13 protein-coding genes are annotated in these 15,907 nt (G+C 56.4%); 6 read left to right on the top strand and 7 right to left on the bottom strand.

Going from position 1 to position 15,907, the window contains the following annotated elements:
• Positions 1 to 296 precede the first annotated feature (296 nt).
• The gene (gene thrS / locus H6G07_RS05750; protein ID WP_073607136.1) at positions 297 to 2,120 is read left to right on the top strand and encodes a threonine--tRNA ligase; all 1,824 of its coding nucleotides are present in this window, start codon (positions 297 to 299) and stop codon (positions 2,118 to 2,120) included.
• 4 nt (positions 2,121 to 2,124) lie between these two features.
• On the opposite strand, the gene H6G07_RS05745 is transcribed toward thrS, so the two are convergent.
• Complete coding sequence (locus tag H6G07_RS05745; protein WP_084172881.1) at positions 2,125 to 2,562, bottom strand: S-layer homology domain-containing protein; 438 nt, start codon at positions 2,560 to 2,562, stop codon at positions 2,125 to 2,127.
• Positions 2,563 to 2,694: 132 nt separating this feature from the next.
• On the opposite strand from H6G07_RS05745, the gene thrB reads away from it, so the two are divergent.
• From thrB to H6G07_RS05725, 4 genes are all read left to right on the top strand, one after another.
• Positions 2,695 to 3,618 carry a homoserine kinase gene (gene thrB / locus H6G07_RS05740; RefSeq protein WP_216277833.1) on the top strand — a complete coding sequence of 308 codons (924 nt, stop codon included), beginning with the start codon at positions 2,695 to 2,697 and terminating at the stop codon, positions 3,616 to 3,618.
• 577 nt (positions 3,619 to 4,195) lie between these two features.
• Positions 4,196 to 5,806 (top strand): NAD(P)H-quinone oxidoreductase subunit 4, encoded by a 1,611-nt coding sequence (locus H6G07_RS05735; protein ID WP_073607138.1) that lies wholly within the window; start codon positions 4,196 to 4,198, stop codon positions 5,804 to 5,806.
• A 258-nt stretch (positions 5,807 to 6,064) separates the two neighbouring features.
• A complete protein-coding gene (locus H6G07_RS05730) occupies positions 6,065 to 6,217 on the top strand; it encodes a transposase (protein ID WP_171972957.1) in 153 nt (50 codons plus the stop codon).
• A 48-nt stretch (positions 6,218 to 6,265) separates the two neighbouring features.
• Positions 6,266 to 6,862, top strand: coding sequence for a sulfite oxidase-like oxidoreductase (locus tag H6G07_RS05725; protein WP_073607139.1), 597 nt, complete (start codon positions 6,266 to 6,268; stop codon positions 6,860 to 6,862).
• A 2-nt stretch (positions 6,863 to 6,864) separates the two neighbouring features.
• On the opposite strand, the gene H6G07_RS05720 is transcribed toward H6G07_RS05725, so the two are convergent.
• Positions 6,865 to 7,167 carry a hypothetical protein gene (locus tag H6G07_RS05720; RefSeq protein WP_073607140.1) on the bottom strand — a complete coding sequence of 101 codons (303 nt, stop codon included), beginning with the start codon at positions 7,165 to 7,167 and terminating at the stop codon, positions 6,865 to 6,867.
• 106 nt (positions 7,168 to 7,273) lie between these two features.
• Entirely contained in the window at positions 7,274 to 8,719 is a 1,446-nt protein-coding gene (locus tag H6G07_RS26620; protein ID WP_199311921.1) for a LuxR C-terminal-related transcriptional regulator, read from the bottom strand.
• A 345-nt stretch (positions 8,720 to 9,064) separates the two neighbouring features.
• On the opposite strand from H6G07_RS26620, the gene H6G07_RS05710 reads away from it, so the two are divergent.
• A complete protein-coding gene (locus H6G07_RS05710; protein ID WP_073607141.1) occupies positions 9,065 to 9,697 on the top strand; it encodes a PTPA-CTERM sorting domain-containing protein in 633 nt (210 codons plus the stop codon).
• 8 nt (positions 9,698 to 9,705) lie between these two features.
• On the opposite strand, the gene H6G07_RS05705 is transcribed toward H6G07_RS05710, so the two are convergent.
• From H6G07_RS05705 to purE, 4 genes are all read right to left on the bottom strand, one after another.
• Positions 9,706 to 11,010 (bottom strand): GTPase family protein, encoded by a 1,305-nt coding sequence (locus tag H6G07_RS05705; protein WP_073607142.1) that lies wholly within the window; start codon positions 11,008 to 11,010, stop codon positions 9,706 to 9,708.
• Positions 11,011 to 11,091: 81 nt separating this feature from the next.
• Positions 11,092 to 13,116 (bottom strand): DICT sensory domain-containing protein, encoded by a 2,025-nt coding sequence (locus H6G07_RS05700; RefSeq protein WP_073607143.1) that lies wholly within the window; start codon positions 13,114 to 13,116, stop codon positions 11,092 to 11,094.
• Positions 13,117 to 13,400: 284 nt separating this feature from the next.
• Positions 13,401 to 14,900 carry an ammonium transporter gene (locus H6G07_RS05695; RefSeq protein ID WP_084172882.1) on the bottom strand — a complete coding sequence of 500 codons (1,500 nt, stop codon included), beginning with the start codon at positions 14,898 to 14,900 and terminating at the stop codon, positions 13,401 to 13,403.
• Positions 14,901 to 15,335: 435 nt separating this feature from the next.
• Positions 15,336 to 15,893, bottom strand: a complete 558-nt coding sequence (gene purE / locus H6G07_RS05690; protein ID WP_073607145.1) for a 5-(carboxyamino)imidazole ribonucleotide mutase — start codon at positions 15,891 to 15,893, stop codon at positions 15,336 to 15,338.
• Positions 15,894 to 15,907 lie beyond the last annotated feature (14 nt).

Here is a 15,907-nt window from a genome sequence, read left to right as displayed (position 1 = left end):
ATCTGCACACCCTTGAAACTTGCGCAGGCATTAACCCGTGATTCAGGAACACAGCATAACACAAGATTGCAAGAACGCAATTTCGTCTATGCTTAATCTCTCTAAGGTGGCAGTGAGCCTTGCCCACGCCCCAGAGCGGTGTCCTTTCACCCCATCATAAACCCCAAGCAGATTGATTGCGAAGCTAGATAGTCTTCCGTTGGGGTGAAATAACCGTACCTCAGCGACATAGCCTTGGGTTTACCCAATAGTCGCTAAACTAGAGGCTACATTCTTTTTGCCTTCAGCGTTGACCAATGGCTCAAACTGATTTGTCTGCACCCGAGTCTACTGTACCTATGCTTCTGCCCCGCACCAGCGAGTCAGAGGCGCTTCAGCGCATTCGCCACACTTTCTCCCACGTTATGGCCATGGCGGTACAGACGTTGTTTCCCAAGACGCAGGTGACCATTGGCCCCTCGATCGATTACGGCTTTTACTACGACTTTGATAGCCCTGAGCCCTTCACCGATCAAGATCTGAAGGCAATTAAAAAAGAGATGATCAAGATCATCAATAAGGGCCTGCCGGTCACTCAGGAAACCGTCACCCGCCAAGAAGCCCAGCGCCGCATTGAGGCTCTAGGTGAACCCTACAAGCTCGAAATTCTACAAGATCTAAAAGATCCAATTACGCTTTACCATCTGGGTGACCAGTGGTGGGATCTCTGCGCGGGACCCCACGTGGCTAGCACCACCGACCTGAACCCCAAAGCCTTTGAGTTGGAAAGTGTGGCGGGGGCCTACTGGCGCGGCGATGAAAACCGAGCCCAGCTCCAGCGCATCTATGGCACCGCTTGGGAAACCCCTGAGCAGCTGCAAGAGTACAAGCGCCGCCGGGAAGAGGCCAAGCGCCGCGACCACCGCAAACTGGGCAAAGAGCTAGGGCTGTTTATTTTTGCTGATGAGGTTGGGCCAGGCCTGCCCCTGTGGACACCCAAGGGCACGGTGTTGCGCTCTACGCTAGAAACTTTCCTTAAGGAAGAGCAAACCAAGCGGGGATATCTGGGCGTAGTTACCCCCCATATTGCCCGAGTAGACCTGTTTAAAACGTCGGGGCACTGGCAGAACTACCGGGAAGACATGTTTCCGCTGATGGCGGACGATGATGCGGCTCGCCTGGCGGAGGAAGGCTTTGTGATGAAGCCGATGAACTGCCCCTTCCATATTCAGATCTATAAGAGTGAGCTCAGGTCGTACCGAGAGCTGCCCCTGCGCCTGGCGGAGTTTGGCACGGTGTATCGCTATGAGCAGTCGGGAGAACTGGGCGGGCTTACTCGCGTGCGGGGCTTTACGGTAGATGATTCTCACCTGTTTGTGCGCCCTGAGCAACTCGATGACGAGTTTCTCAAGGTGGTGGATCTGATTCTCTCGGTGTTTCGCAGCCTGAAACTGAAGAACTTCAAGGCGCGTCTCAGCTTTCGTGACCCTGAGTCAACCAAATACATTGGTGGCGACGAGGTGTGGGAAACTTCTCAAAACGCGATTCGCCGCGCTGTGCAGACCCTTGGGATGGACTATTTCGAGGCTCCAGGAGAAGCAGCTTTTTACGGCCCTAAGCTCGACTTTATCTTTCGAGATGCTCTGGAGCGGGAGTGGCAGTTGGGAACGGTGCAGGTTGATTACAACCTACCCGAGCGCTTTGATCTGGAGTATGTAGCAGAAGACGGCTCGCGCCAGCGTCCGGTGATGATTCACCGCGCTCCCTTCGGTTCGCTAGAGCGCCTGATCGGCATTTTGATTGAGGAATATGCGGGTGATTTCCCTCTCTGGCTGGCTCCGGTGCAGATGCGCCTGCTGCCCGTCACCGAGGAACAGCTGGGTTTTGCTCAATCCGTTGCCGATCAGCTGTTAGCTAGGGGCGTGCGGGTAGAGGTCGATGCCAGCGGCGATCGCCTCGGCAAGATGGTGCGCAACGCCGAAAAGGCCAAGATACCAATCATGGCCGTTGTCGGCGCGAAGGAGCTGGAGGCCAACGCCCTCAATATTCGCACCCGCGCCCAGGGCGAGCTAGGCGCTCTGCCCGTGGCTGAGGTGGTGGAGCGGGTCGCAGGGGCGATCGCTGCCCGCGAAGATTTCTAACCCCTTAGGGAGCTTCGGGCAAGTCAGACTCAAGTTCGCGCAGGTCGCTGAGCGATTGCTCCATCGCGTCGATCAGCGATCGCACCTCTTGGTTGCGGGTCTGCTGCTGTTGCTGCGCCAGATTGGTCAGCACGCTCAGGCAGGAGTCCATCCCGGCGGCAAACTCGTAGCGGGTGACGGTGTCTTCGCCCCGAAAGGTGCCGTCGGGGTAGCCGCTGACGCAGCCATAGACCCCAGCCAGATTCAGCAGCGCCTCGTAGGCCCAGTGGTCGGGCGATACGTCGGTAAAGGGTAAAACTAGCTGTTGTTCAGTGCCTTGGGCAACGGGCTCAACAACTTTATCCACAGCGGGTTCTGCTTGGACGGGGGCGATCGCCGCTAAAACTCCAATACTGAGCCCTAGAGCCACTGCGCCACTTTTAACGACTGAGTTTGCATTCATCACAAAGATCCTCGTTCCCCAATACTCCCGACCGATTCATCCCCTGGCCTTAACTCCCAGTCTGCCAGAGGCTTCCCAAAAAGTGATACTATCCTTTGCCTAAATGTTCCGCGCCTGTTGGAGGCTTTTGTGGTGTCAACACCGATCTCTGTTACTGTACCTGCCACCACCGCCAACATTGGCCCCGGCTTCGACTGTCTGGGGGCAGCGCTAACGCTCTACAACCGCTTTCGCTTTACGGCCCTTGATCAGGCAGCGGGAACAGTTGCGATCGCGGTAAGCGGACTAGAGGCCGACCGCGTGGCGACAGACAGTTCTAACCTGGTCTACAAAGCCTTTACTTACTTCTACCAGCAGCAGGGGCTGGCGGTGCCAGCGGTCGAAATTGAAATTGATCTGGCCGTGCCCCTGGCGCGCGGGCTGGGTAGCTCGTCTACTGCGATCGTGGGCGGGCTGTTGGGGGCCAATGCGCTGTGCGAAACACCCCTTGATCAGTCGGCTGTAGTGGAGATGGCGATCGCCCTAGAGGGCCACCCCGACAACGTCGTGCCCGCCCTGGTGGGGGGCTGCCAGCTAGCGGTTAGCAATGCTGACAGCACCGCTACCCTATGCCCGATTCCTTGGCACTCCGACATTGTGCCGGTGGTGATTGTGCCTGACTTTGAGCTTTCCACCGCCGCCGCCCGCCAGGTCTTACCCACCAGCTACAGCCGGGCCGACGCCATTTTCAACACCGCTCACCTCGGGCTACTGCTGCGAGGGTTAGAGAGCGGTCGGGGTGACTGGCTGCGGGTGGCTCTAGGCGATCGCATTCACCAGCCCTACCGACAGTCTCTGATTCCCGGCTATGAGGCTGTCGCCGCCGCCGCCGCCGAGGCCGGAGCCTATGGCCTCGTCATTAGTGGTGCTGGCCCCACGCTGCTAGCCCTCACACCTGTCGCCCAAAGCGCCGCCGTGGGCGACGCCATGGCCGCGGCCTGGGCCAATGCTGGGCAGTCAACCACAACCCATGTGCTCAGCCTAGAAACCACTGGAGCCCAGGTAAGCCCGGTCTAGCCACACTGAACCGCCAGTCCCCACAGATCGCAAAGTGTTGGGGCTGTGTTCCGAATGACAGCTCAGTAAATCAAGACTTCTTAAGGCCACACGAATCCCGACCATCAGGCCACGACGTTCCGCCTGTGGTCTAGATGAGCGCGGGCAAATGTAACGTTTTAGGTATTGACGTATCTAAATGTGAGTGTTTGCTTCAATTAATTCAAAGGTAAAAAGCGCCTAAAATGCTTGCACAGCCTTCACAGCAGCCCCTAAGACATCAATATTTTGCGATTTTGGGCGGAAATTACTTATCAAATGTTTATTAAGTTTCCTATACTAGGGACGGGCGCGAAGATAGGTATATCTCTCTATCGATCTTGCAGTCCGGTTTGTTACTTCGTCGTGCCTTTTAGGCTACGGCTCGCTCGCTGAAGTCCTCCGACCTCCTGCCTAGGGTAGGCCGCCGCGAACAGCATTTGTAGCTCGTCTTATCTAGATGACTACGCCCAAGGGTGTGTGTCCGCCTCGAATCAGACACTAAAACCGGAATCTGAATGCGCTGGCTGTTTCTGTAGTACTACTCACGCGAATTGTCATGCTAACCGAGCAATTTCCGTGGCTAACGACCCTAGTTTTATTGCCTTTACTGGCGATTTTGCCGATACCGGTGCTGCCCAATCGCAATGGGCAAACTCTACGCTGGTACGCCCTGGGCATTGGCTTCATCGAGTTTTCGCTAATTCTCTACACGTTTATTAACTTCTACAATCTCAACCAGCCCGGTCTACAGCTGGTAGAAAGCTATGACTGGGTGCCTCAGGTGGGCATCACCTGGTCACTTGGGGCCGATGGCCTAGCTATGCCGCTGGTGGTGCTGAGTGGTCTGGTAACGACCCTGGCTATTTTGGCTTCGTGGAATATCACCCACCGTCCTCGCCTCTACTTCAGCCTGCTGCTGGTGATGTACAGCGCCCAGGTTGGGGTCTTTTTGGCCCAGGATCTGGTGATGTTCTTTTTGATGTGGGAATTAGAGCTGGTGCCGGTTTACCTGCTAATTTCCATTTGGGGCGGCAAAAAACGCCTCTATGCCGCAACTAAATTTATTCTCTACACCGCCATTGGTTCTGTCTTCATTTTGGTGGCAGCCTTGGCCATGGCTTTCTACGGCGATACCGTTACATTTAACCTGACGGAGCTGGCCCAAAAAGACTACAGCTTGACCTTCCAACTCCTGGTCTACGCAGCTTTCCTAGTAGCCTTTGCGGTTAAATTACCGATTTTCCCACTGCACACCTGGCTGCCCGATGCCCACAGTGAAGCCCCCGCTGCCGTCTCGATGATCTTGGCTGGGGTACTGCTCAAGATGGCGGGCTATGGCCTGATTCGCATGAACATTGAGATGCTGCCCGATGCCCATCTCTACTTTGCGCCTTTCCTAGCTATTCTCGGCGTGGTCAACGTGATTTATGCGTCGATGACTGCCTTTGGCCAAGACAACCTCAAGCGCCGCATGGCCTACTCATCGGTGGCCCACATGGGCTTTGTGCTGATTGGCTGCTCGGCTTTCACTACCCTGGGTATGAGTGGCGCTATGCTGCAAATGATCTCCCACGGGCTGATTGCAGCGGTGATGTTCTTTTTGTCTGGGGTGACCTACGAGCGCACCCACACCCTCGACATGGATGAGATGGGTGGCATCGCTCGCAAGATGCCCACCAGCTTCGCCTTCTTTACCGCTGCTTCGATGGCCTCGCTAGCCCTGCCCGGCATGAGCGGGTTTGTCAGCGAGATCGCGGTGTTCCTCGGTATGGCCACCAGTGATGTCTACAGCACCACCTTTAAGACCGTGATTATTATCGGTGCTGCCGTGGGTGTGGTGCTGTCGCCCATTTACCTGCTCTCGATGCTGCGCCGCATTTTCTACGGTGACGCGGGTAAGGTGGTGGCTAAGGTACCCAACATCATCGACATTCGCCCCCGCGAAGCCTTTGTGGCGGCCTGTCTGCTGGTGCCGATCATTGGGATTGGTCTCTACCCCAAGCTTGCCACTCAGGTTTATGATGCTAAGACCGTTGAGGTGGCTAGCCGTGTGCAGCATACCCTGCTAGCATCTGCCCCAACTTCGCCGCTCTACGCCCATGTGCTAGTTGCGCCTCAGGTGACAGTGGCTGAACTGCCCACTGTTATGTCCTCCCAAATCGACTAGACCCGAATGAGTTGGTGAGTCAATTAGCCGCTGCACCCTGGTCTTATGACTGGGGTGCAGTGTTTGTTTGGGGCAATGCGGTTGTAAAGGTAGACCCATAGACAATTTAGGCTCTGTCTCTGGGCACTCTGACAGACAAGGGCAAACCATCACAATAACGATAGGGCGGATCGGGCCGGTCTGTGACCAGCGCACCTCTCTTAGCCAACGTTAGTGACCCAACAAACCAACTTTGGTGCAGTTCTTCCTAAATAAGTTATGGCTCAGCAACACCCCTGTCCTCACTGCAACAATCGCCAACTACTGCGCATTGGGGTGCGCGGTATTCGCCAGTGCTCAAGCTGTAAAGCTTACGTTGATGTGCGATCGCGCCACTGGCTGAAGCGCCTAATTCGCGATCGCGCTGCCTAGGAACTCAGATCTGGGTAACAATAGAGGTGCCCTAATTTGCGAGGCACCATGGCCGGCAAGTTTTTCCACAAACCAGGCGCGGAGTTAGCTGATCGCGTTCCCCCCGGTCAGCATTTGGCTAAGGGTTTTCCGGTGCTCACCTACGGCGAGACCCCCCACATTGCTCAGGCTGACTGGACCTTGAGCATCATGGGTCTAGCTCAGGCAAAAACCTTTACCTGGGACGAGATGATGGCGCTGCCCCAGGTGGAAATCACCGCCGATTTTCACTGTGTCACCACCTGGTCAAAACTGGATGTCACCTGGCGGGGCGTGCGCGTCACCGACTTGATGGCGCAGCTAGTGGTGGATCCCGAGGCCACCCACGTCATGCTGCACTGCTACGGCGGCTACACCACCAACCTCACCCTGGCCGACTTGGTTCGACCCGAAAACTTTTTTGCCCACACCTTAGAAGGTGAGCCTCTGCCCGCCGAGCACGGTGGCCCCATGCGCCTAGTGGTGCCCCATCTCTACGCCTGGAAAAGCGCCAAATGGATTAATGGCGTAGAGTTTCTGGGTGCCCCGGCCCTGGGTTTTTGGGAGCGCAATGGCTACCACGAGCGGGGCGAACCCTGGGCGGAGGAGCGCTACAGCGATCGCTAGCCCTACCGATTGCCATAGCGGCCCCAGCTTAAAAACGCTGTGACGATGTAGAGCACAATGGTTGAACCGATAATCGATGGTACCAGCGGCACCCCCTGAAAGCTCCAGGTCAGCCAGGGCAGGCTAAAGCTGTATTGTTGCAGCAGGTAGTCGGCGACCCACTGCCCGACAAATACGCCGATTAGACCAATCAGCACCAGGCCCAATAGCTTGCCCGGCACTTGTCTAGGCACTAGGACATTGGCTGTGAAAGCGCAGGCCAAGGCAATCAGAACTTGAACGAGAAGGCTAATTAGATCATCCATCGGGGTTGTGCTCCTAAAGCTAGGAATCTGGCTCACGTGTAGAGTTACTGTACCCATTTCGCAGCCGCCGAAATCCTTGGGACGTGGGCTTTAGAGCCATTCGAGATTAGATCCACCCTTGGATGGCGGCCTGGTAGACGGCCTGATAGCGGTTTTTTGCCTGTAGCTTAGTGAGGCTGTTGTTGATGTGGAACTTTACCGTGCTCTCGCTGATGTAGAGGCGGTTGGCAATGTCGCGATCGCGCAGCCCCTGGGCCAGCAGCGCCATAATCTCTCGCTCCCGCTCAGACGGACGCGGGTAGCTGGGGTCACTGGCGGTTGCTTCTACTGGTTGCCCCTGGCTCACCCGCTGGACAACCTGTCGCAGTTGCTCAACATTTATTGTCCAATCGATCACGGCCTTGACCGACGGTGGGGGCAACGCCTTAACTCGTACCCAAATCGTGCAGGTCGCCTCCTGGGCAGTAGGTTCGCTATCGGTAATGACGACGGCCTCTGGATCAAAGGGATCGCATACCGTCAACCGGGCTTTGTAGGCCATGCAGGTGAGGGCTACTTGCACCAGGGCTGTGGAGCACTGAATGCTGACCTTGGCTCCTAGTCGCCCACTGGTGTAGGGGGCTTGCAAAGTAATTTGCACCATCTGCTGCTGGGGGCCGGGCTGGGTTTGCAGGCTGCCCCCCAGACAGGTAGCCATAAACCGCAGTTGGTGACAGCGCGATCGCCACTGGGCCGCTGCGTCAGCAGCAGTTTGGGCACCATCGAAGGGCGGGCTCGCCACGAGCGCTTCTAGCACTACATCGGTTGCCCCGTAGACCAGCCGAGCATAGTCACAGTTAAACTCGTCCAGTAGCTCAGCTAACTGAACAAAGACGTGGCTAATAGAAACCGGCAGCGCTGTTTCGGTACCCACCAATGCCATGGTGGTGGTCTTCAAAATTGTCGCTAGCTGGTCAGATAGGGTCGATCGCTGGGCCGAGACGACCGCTGGGTTCATGGGTTTGGTCTCAACGCTCAGCGCCGCATCAAGGGCGATAGTCGCGGTCATGCAGAGCACCTGCAACACCTCTAAAAACTCCGCTGCCATGGGGCTGCGGCTAAAGGTGGCCAGCACGCCAATGACGCGATCGCCGGTCATTAGCGGGTAGCCCGCAAACCCCTGAATGTTGTTGGCGATCGCCCAGTCTCGATCCTTGACCCAGGACTCTTCGGCCAGGCGATTGCTGAGAAAGGGGACTCGGTTTTGGGCAATCTTACCGACCTTGTAGGCTCCCATGGGCACCCGCGCAAAGAAGCCGTTGGTGTGGGTATATAACCCTGAAGAGGCCACCAGTCGGAGGGTTGTTTGCTCCGGTTCTACGACCCAGATGCGAGCAAACGCGCAGCCAAACTGATCGACCAACCCATTGGTGATGAACCGGGCAATGGTCTCGACATCAAGGCATCCTGACAGCCGCTGGGCAATCTTATTGACCCGCTGCAGATCGAGCAGCAGCCGAGTTTGGTTGGGCAAATCAACGCTAGGGCTTTCCGACACCTGCGGGAGCAGCACTCACGAGCCTTTCTGACATGTTCTGTCTATAGGTTGAATTGAACTCGGCTGATACACTGTATCGGTTGACACGCCTAAGAGCTTTTGTGTCAAATTGTCCAACCAAATTTTCGAAAAGTTTGGTTCACTGCCTGGATTGCACCTTAAGGGCGATCGCCGCGAAATACTGACAGGTTTGTCAACACTCGGTAAACTTTCTGACTTGATCTGAGGCCCATCTCCGTGTTTTTTGTTAGAACGTGAGCGGAGTATGAACCGCGCTAAAGGCGCAGGTTTGCCCGCGAGTCACCCGGATTGTGCATCTGCCTCTCGTAGTTATTGACAGCCCCCGTTCTGGAGAAGCAGATGAAGGAGAGACTCACAGGCATTGGCCTGATCGTGGGTACTGCCCTGATGCTGTGTATAGTTTGGGCTGACTCAGCTCAGGCATTCTCGCTAGGTAAAACCGTCACGGTTACAAACCTGCTCGATAAAGATGACCTAGACCCTGAAATTTTCCAAGGGCCAACCGATGTTGCCGTTGTTGGCTCAGAGGTAGAGCTGGAGCAGTTTGGCGGCATTTGGGATATTGATCTAGGTGACAACTCAATCTTGTTTGTCCTAAATTCTCGATTTAGCAATGTCGCTTCCGGGCAAGACATCTATAGATTTAAGGCACCCGACTTTGGTCTGCCAGGCCAGAAAAGCGTGACTGGCTTTACGGTCACGCCTCTCCTCGGCAGCTTGGTTTTTGGTAAAGCCCCGATGATTACGCAGGTGGCAAACAATTGGATTGATGTGGTTTTTCCATTGGGCTTTGCTCCAGATAACGTGACCGATCTGACCCAGATTCCTGGAAAGCTGGGTTTCAAAATCGATTTGACGGTAGAACCAACTCCTGAGCCAACCCCTGTACCGACTCCGGCGCTGCTGCCTGGGCTAGTTGGCATGGGTCTAGCAATTTTGCGCCAGCGACGTGAGGACGATCAATCAGATTAAACCCAGCGCTAAACTTCCTTGGGGTCAGAGGGGCCAGCTTCTAAAGCATTGCCTTTGAAGCGATCTTTGGCGGCGGTAAAGGCTTCTTTCATGGCAGCCTGGATCTTTTTAGGGTCGGGTTTTTTGCCCCCCATCAGGTCGCCGAAGTAGACGCAGGCTCCTTCGCCTAAAGCCCAGGTGTAGGCCGCTGCCCAGGAGGCCGCTACCACGCTGCCAAAGCCGGGGATAAATTTGATCAGCTCGCGCCCGACGGCCTGGGCAAAAAAGCCACCTGCGATCGCGCTAATTAGCCCTCCAGCTTGAGAAGGACTTAGGGTTTGGCCGTAGAGCTTGCCCAACAGCCCCACCATCGATACCTGAAGTGCAGTGAGCACCGGCATGGTGGCAAAGGGGAGGGGCACCGCCCCCAGGGTGGCCGCGATCACCGCAAAAGCAGAAATGTAGTGCCGTCCCACGTCACGGTAGAGATTTCCTAGCTGGTTAGCGGCCTCGGCCTGCTCGTCCAATAGCTTGTAGAGAGCCTGGGCCTCGGCCTCGGGGAGCAGGTCAGCTAAGGCGTCGCGCATCGCGTCAAGGCCGTAGAACACCGGGTCAAAGCCGTCTTCGTCAAGGGTGAAGTCGATCAGCACGGTGCGATCGGCCAAGCCCTCAAAATTGGCTTGCACGGCTTGAAAGGGACGCTGCACGGCCTCTAGCTCGGGCGGGTAGGGCGGATGGTTATCCTGGTCTGGAGGATAGACCTCGTGGCTGGAGGTGACCACCAGCAGGCAGGGCACGGTGGGAAACTGCTGACGCAGACGAATGGCGATCTGGCGCAGGGTGTCGGTGGCAAAATCGTTGATTTTGACCGTCAGAACTAAAATGCGGGCCGTCCGGGTTTCACTGTTGAGGTCGTTGACCAGTTCAGTAATGATGGCCTCGGTGGCCTGGGTCACATCCCCTAGCCCTACGGTATCGGTAAAGATCAGCAGGGGCAGATCTTCAGAGGGGTAGGCGTAGCGCTGGGTGTGTTGGGTGTGGGGTTTGAAACCCTGACCAATAATATCGGCTGAAACCCCGGTCAGGCCTCGCACAATGGAGCTTTTACCCGCCTGGGGTTTGCCAATCAGCAGGGCTTCGGTGGTGGGCAATTGCTCACGCACCGCTGCTAGAATTTCGACCACTTTGTCATCGTCGATATTGAACCAGCGGCTGAGCTGCTGGTCAGGCCGGAGTTGGCCAATGCGATCGCGCAGCAGTTGCCAGGCCTCTAGCACTGGAGAGGCCCACGACGAGCTGTCATTGGAGGGATTAGGTTGTGGAGAGTCGCCCATACCCAGCCTCTAATTCTGCTGATCAGATACGGCCATCATGCCACGCCTTGGCTCGCCAGGGCACCGAGATACCCCTCAGACCTAGTCGTCAAGCAGCACGGAGGGATTGCCCGGCAGGGTGGCAGGCTGCTTTTTGGTCGTTCCGGTAGAGCGGTTGCTGCGACTGTCGAGTTTGCCCTGGGCAATGGGCACCGTGAAGTGAAACTGGCTGCCCTTGTTTTTGCCCTCCGATTCGGCCCAGATCGTGCCCCCTAGCCCCTCGACAATTTGACGGCACATGGCCAGCCCCAGCCCCGTACCGCCGGTAGTCCGCCGCAGTGCGCCTTCTTCTTGATAGAAGCGATCGAACACCACATGCAGGCGGCTGGGCTCAATGCCGCGCCCGGTGTCGGCGACGGTCACTTGCAGGTGGGTAGGGCTAGAGCGGGTCACCTGAATGGTGATTTTGCCGGTGGCTGGGGTAAATTTTTGGGCGTTGTCGAGCAGTTTAGCCAGCACCTCGACCAGCCATTCCCCGTCGGCCCGCACCAGGGGCACCTGTTTGGGAATTTTGACTTTGATGGAGGGGGTGGGGGCGCTGTCCTGGCTGCCGTGGATGCTGCTGAGGGCCAAATCGACGCACTCTTGAATGGAGAGCGACTCCAGATTCCACTCGACGCGACCGCTTTCGAGCCGCGACAGGGTGAGAAAGTCTTGCACCAGCTTGCGCATGCGTTCGGCGTCTTCGAGGGCCGATTGCAGCATGATCTGGCGCAGCTCGTTGGGCATGTCGGGTTCGGTGGCCAGGCTTTCGAGGCAGACCTGAATCGTCGAGAGGGGGGTGCGCAGCTCGTGGCCGGTGATGGCAATTAGGTTGGCGCGAGTGCGATCGAGGGCTTCGAGCTGCTGGTTTAGATCTTGCAGGTTGGCGTAGGCCTCAGCCTGAATGATGGCGACGCTGAGCTGGGTGGCGATCGCATCCACCAGGGCCGTATCGTCTTCACTCCACTCGTAGGGCTGGGGTTGACAGTGGTGCAGCTCGATCAGGCCCACCAGGCGACCCTGATAGGTGAGGGGCACAATCAGCCACGACTGAATCTGCCACCGCTCGATCAGGGGCTGAATGGCCTCTAGCTCATAGCTAAAGGGCGATTCGCGATCCTGGGTGTCGGCGATCGCGACAATTTCTTTGGTGTCTTGAATGTAGTCAAATAGGGGATTGGTGGCCAGGGGCCAAGTCTCGCCCAGCAGCGACTCAACGTTGCTGTTGAGGTGCTGGTGGGCAATCACCACCGTGGCATCGGTGGCGCTACAGGGATAGATCAAGCAGCGGCAGACATGCAGCGCCTGGCCCAGTTCGCGGGCGGCTTTGGCAAAAATTTCGTCGGCGTTGAGAGATTGCCGCACCACCGAGGTAATGGAGTTGACCAAGCGCTCGCGCCGCTCTTGGGCGGTGATGGCCTTGTAGGCCTTGAGCAGCTTGTACTGCCCCGCTTGGAGGTAGGTGACCAGTCGCTGGGTGAAGGGGTCGGGGCCGCCGCTGCCGTCGAGGCGCTCGGTGGGGGTTAGAGATGGGTCGATGTAGCGCTGGCGGGCGATCGCAACTTTGTCGGCCAAATCAGGGCGGTAGGCGGCAATGCGATCGAGCAGCATGGCCGCTGCCCGCTGACTGACGTAGCGATCCTGAGTCCAAATTCCCTCAAACCGGCGGGTTTGGTCAAGGTGGGGCCCATCTATGGCCGGAACCGGCGATCGCTCTCGACAGATCAAGCAGGCGCTGTAGTCAGCTCCCACCACCACTAGATGCCACTCCTGGGTCAGGGTATCGTCGGGTTCAAAGGCAATGGTTTCGTAGTTCTCAGATCGGCTGACAAAACTAGTACCCAGAGCCGACAGCACATAGACCTGATCGGTCAGCTCAGCAATGCGCAGGTAGCGATTGGCTTCCTGCAAATAAAACCGCTCCTGCTGAAAGCTAGCGATTACCAAAAACTTCGCCGTCCCCGCCAGCACGTGATCTTCCATCGCGTGGGACAACGCGGTTAGAGAGGTTTTAAAGTAGAGGCTAGGTCTTAGCTGGGGAATTGCGGTCAGCAATTCTTCCACTACAGAGGTGGAATGGCTCATGGTTCAGTTTGGGGAGCCGTCGATTCAAGGGTTCTGGCCTGGCGCTCTCTAAAGAACCCCCAGCAGACCCGGTCGCATCGGCAGCAGTTACTCCCACCTAGACTACCAGTTGCCCCCTTTCCCAAGAGACATATTGTAACCATTTGCCAAAATCAGCCCTTGTTCGCGCAAAATCCTTGTTCCAAGTAGCCCGATCGGCGACTAAAAAGCACCCGCACGTACCGCACGGGTGCCTACAACACTATGGCTCTAAACCAAGGCGTTAGCTTTTGCCTTGGAGAAGGCTACATCACACCAGTCATATCGCTGGTGTCCTTGAGAAAGCCACTGTAAGCTTCCATGCCGTGCTCGCCAATGTCGAGCCCTTTCATCTCTTCTTCGGCGCTGACCCGCAAGCCCAGAACAGACTTAACCACCAGCCAGAATATGGTGGACAGCACTACTGTAAACAAACCAACGGTCAAAATGCCCAGGATTTGAATCCCTAGCTGACCTAGGCCGCCACCGTAGAACAGACCAGCAATACCCTCGCCCCCTTGGGTGAAGTTGTTAGGGTTGGCAAACAGACCCACAGCTAGGGTGCCCCAGACACCGCAGACCAGGTGTACAGAGGTTGCACCCACGGGGTCGTCAATTTTGATGCTGTCAAAGAAGCCGACGGCAAACACCACCAGGATGCCGCCAATCAAACCGGCAAAGAAAGCCCCTGCATAACCAAAGACAAAGCAGCCAGCCGTGACCGATACCAGACCAGCCAAAATACCGTTGATGGTCATAGACAGGTCGGGCTTGCCGCTCATCACCCAGGAGACCAGGGTAGCGGCTACGCCACCGGCAGCAGCTCCCAGGTTGGTAGTAACCGCAATATAAGCCGCCGCCGGATCAGCTGCTAGCTGAGAACCGGGGTTAAAGCCAAACCAGCCTAGCCAAAGAATCATGCAGCCCAGAGTTGCAATGCTCAGGTTGTGACCCGGCAGAGCATTTACCCGGCCATCGGCGTTGTACTTACCCATGCGGGGGCCCAGAAAAGCCGCCCCCATAAGAGCTGCCCAACCGCCCACAGAGTGCACGATCGTAGACCCAGCAAAGTCGTGGAAGCCAAGCTGAGCGAGCCAGCCACCACCCCAGAGCCAGTGGCCTGTGATGGGGTAAGCAACAGCGGTCAACAACACGCTGAAGATGAGAAAGTCAACAAACTTGATGCGCTCGGCCACAGCCCCCGACACAATGGTGGCAGCAGTACCGGCAAAGGCAACCTGAAACAGGAAGAACGTATCCTTGGTGAGGTTTATGCCATCAGGCCCTAAACCGTATAGCTCAGGGGCACCGCCGAGGAAGAAGCTCCCCCAGCCTACCCAGCCATTGCCGTTGGCACCAAACATCAGCGAAAAGCCAATGAACCAAAAGGCTAGGGTAGCTAGAGCAAACACAATCAGGTTTTTGGTCAACACGTTGACGGCATTCTTTTGCCGACAAAAGCCAGTCTCCACCATGGCGAAGCCAGCATTCATGAAAATGACCAAGAAGGCACAGACCAACACCCAAATATTGTTGAGGGTGACTTGCACATCGGCAGCCGTTAGCTCCTCTTGAGCGTGAGCCGCTACTCCCCAGGTGGCCAAAATGATCAACGCCAACGGAATACAGGCTACCCAAGCCCAGCCGCCAACTCGGGCGAACAGACGCTTAAACACCTGGTCAAAGGGCGGCACATTGGCGTTCCAAAAGCTGGGTTTAGACCGCCTCCGGAACTTAGAACGATTACGCAACACTAAATTAGACATCTCAACAGACGTTCCTTCAACACAATCAGACAGTGAACACGGCCTACCGCTTTTCGGATCTGTGCTCTCAGTCGCATGGCGCTGAGACAAATCCGCATGGGAGCTAAGGCCCACAGAATAGATGCATTCTGCGAACCACATACAAAAGTTGCAAGTTTCTAACGGCAGCTACGTCAACCGAAAAACACCTTTAGAAACCCACACCGATCTGCCTAGACATTTTTGACCTTACAGGCAGAGGAATTTGCGCGTAAATAGAACAAGTTGATTCCATCAATTCTGAGGCAAGCAATCTGTATCAAGCGATACACAACACCCCATAAGGCGGCTACATTCCTCAGGTAGTCCCTAAAACATAGGCTTAATTAAGTACAAATTCATTGTTGTCAAAGACGTTTTAAGGAACATTACAGTCAAAAAAGGTGCCGGTATCTTCTAAACCTGATTCGCTAAGTAGCTTTGAGGGCCAAGCTGGTCGAGTTTTTGCTGTTTGGCGAGCACCGAAGTTTCAAGAGCGCGGCGATAGTGGGCGACTTGATCGAGTAGGGCTGGGCGATCGGTGGCCAAAATCTGCACTGCCAGCAGCCCAGCATTCGTGGCGTTGCCGATGGCGACTGTGGCCACCGGAATGCCCGCTGGCATCTGCACAATCGAGTAGAGCGAATCAAGCCCCTGCATAGTGCGGCTGACCACGGGGACGCCAATCACCGGTAGCGGGGTGAGGGCGGCCACCATACCGGGCAGGTGGGCGGCCCCTCCGGCCCCGGCGATGATCACCTTGAGGCCGCGATCGCGGGCAGTCTGAGCATAGGTAACCATGCGCTCGGGGGTGCGGTGGGCCGACACAATGGCTACTTCGTAGGCGACTCCAAACTCAGCACAAATCTCAATGGCGGCGGCCATGGTGGGCAAGTCTGAGTCGCTGCCCATAATGATGCCAATTTCAGGGCTGTTGTCAGGGCTAATTTCAGAGCCAATCTCAGGAATAGTCATCGCCTTTGCTGCCG

This window comes from Phormidium tenue FACHB-1052 (assembly GCF_014696675.1).
Classification (GTDB): domain Bacteria; phylum Cyanobacteriota; class Cyanobacteriia; order Phormidesmidales; family Phormidesmidaceae; genus Nodosilinea; species Nodosilinea tenuis_A.
Note: the sequence above shows the minus strand (reverse complement) of the source record. Positions and strands in the feature narration are given on the sequence as shown.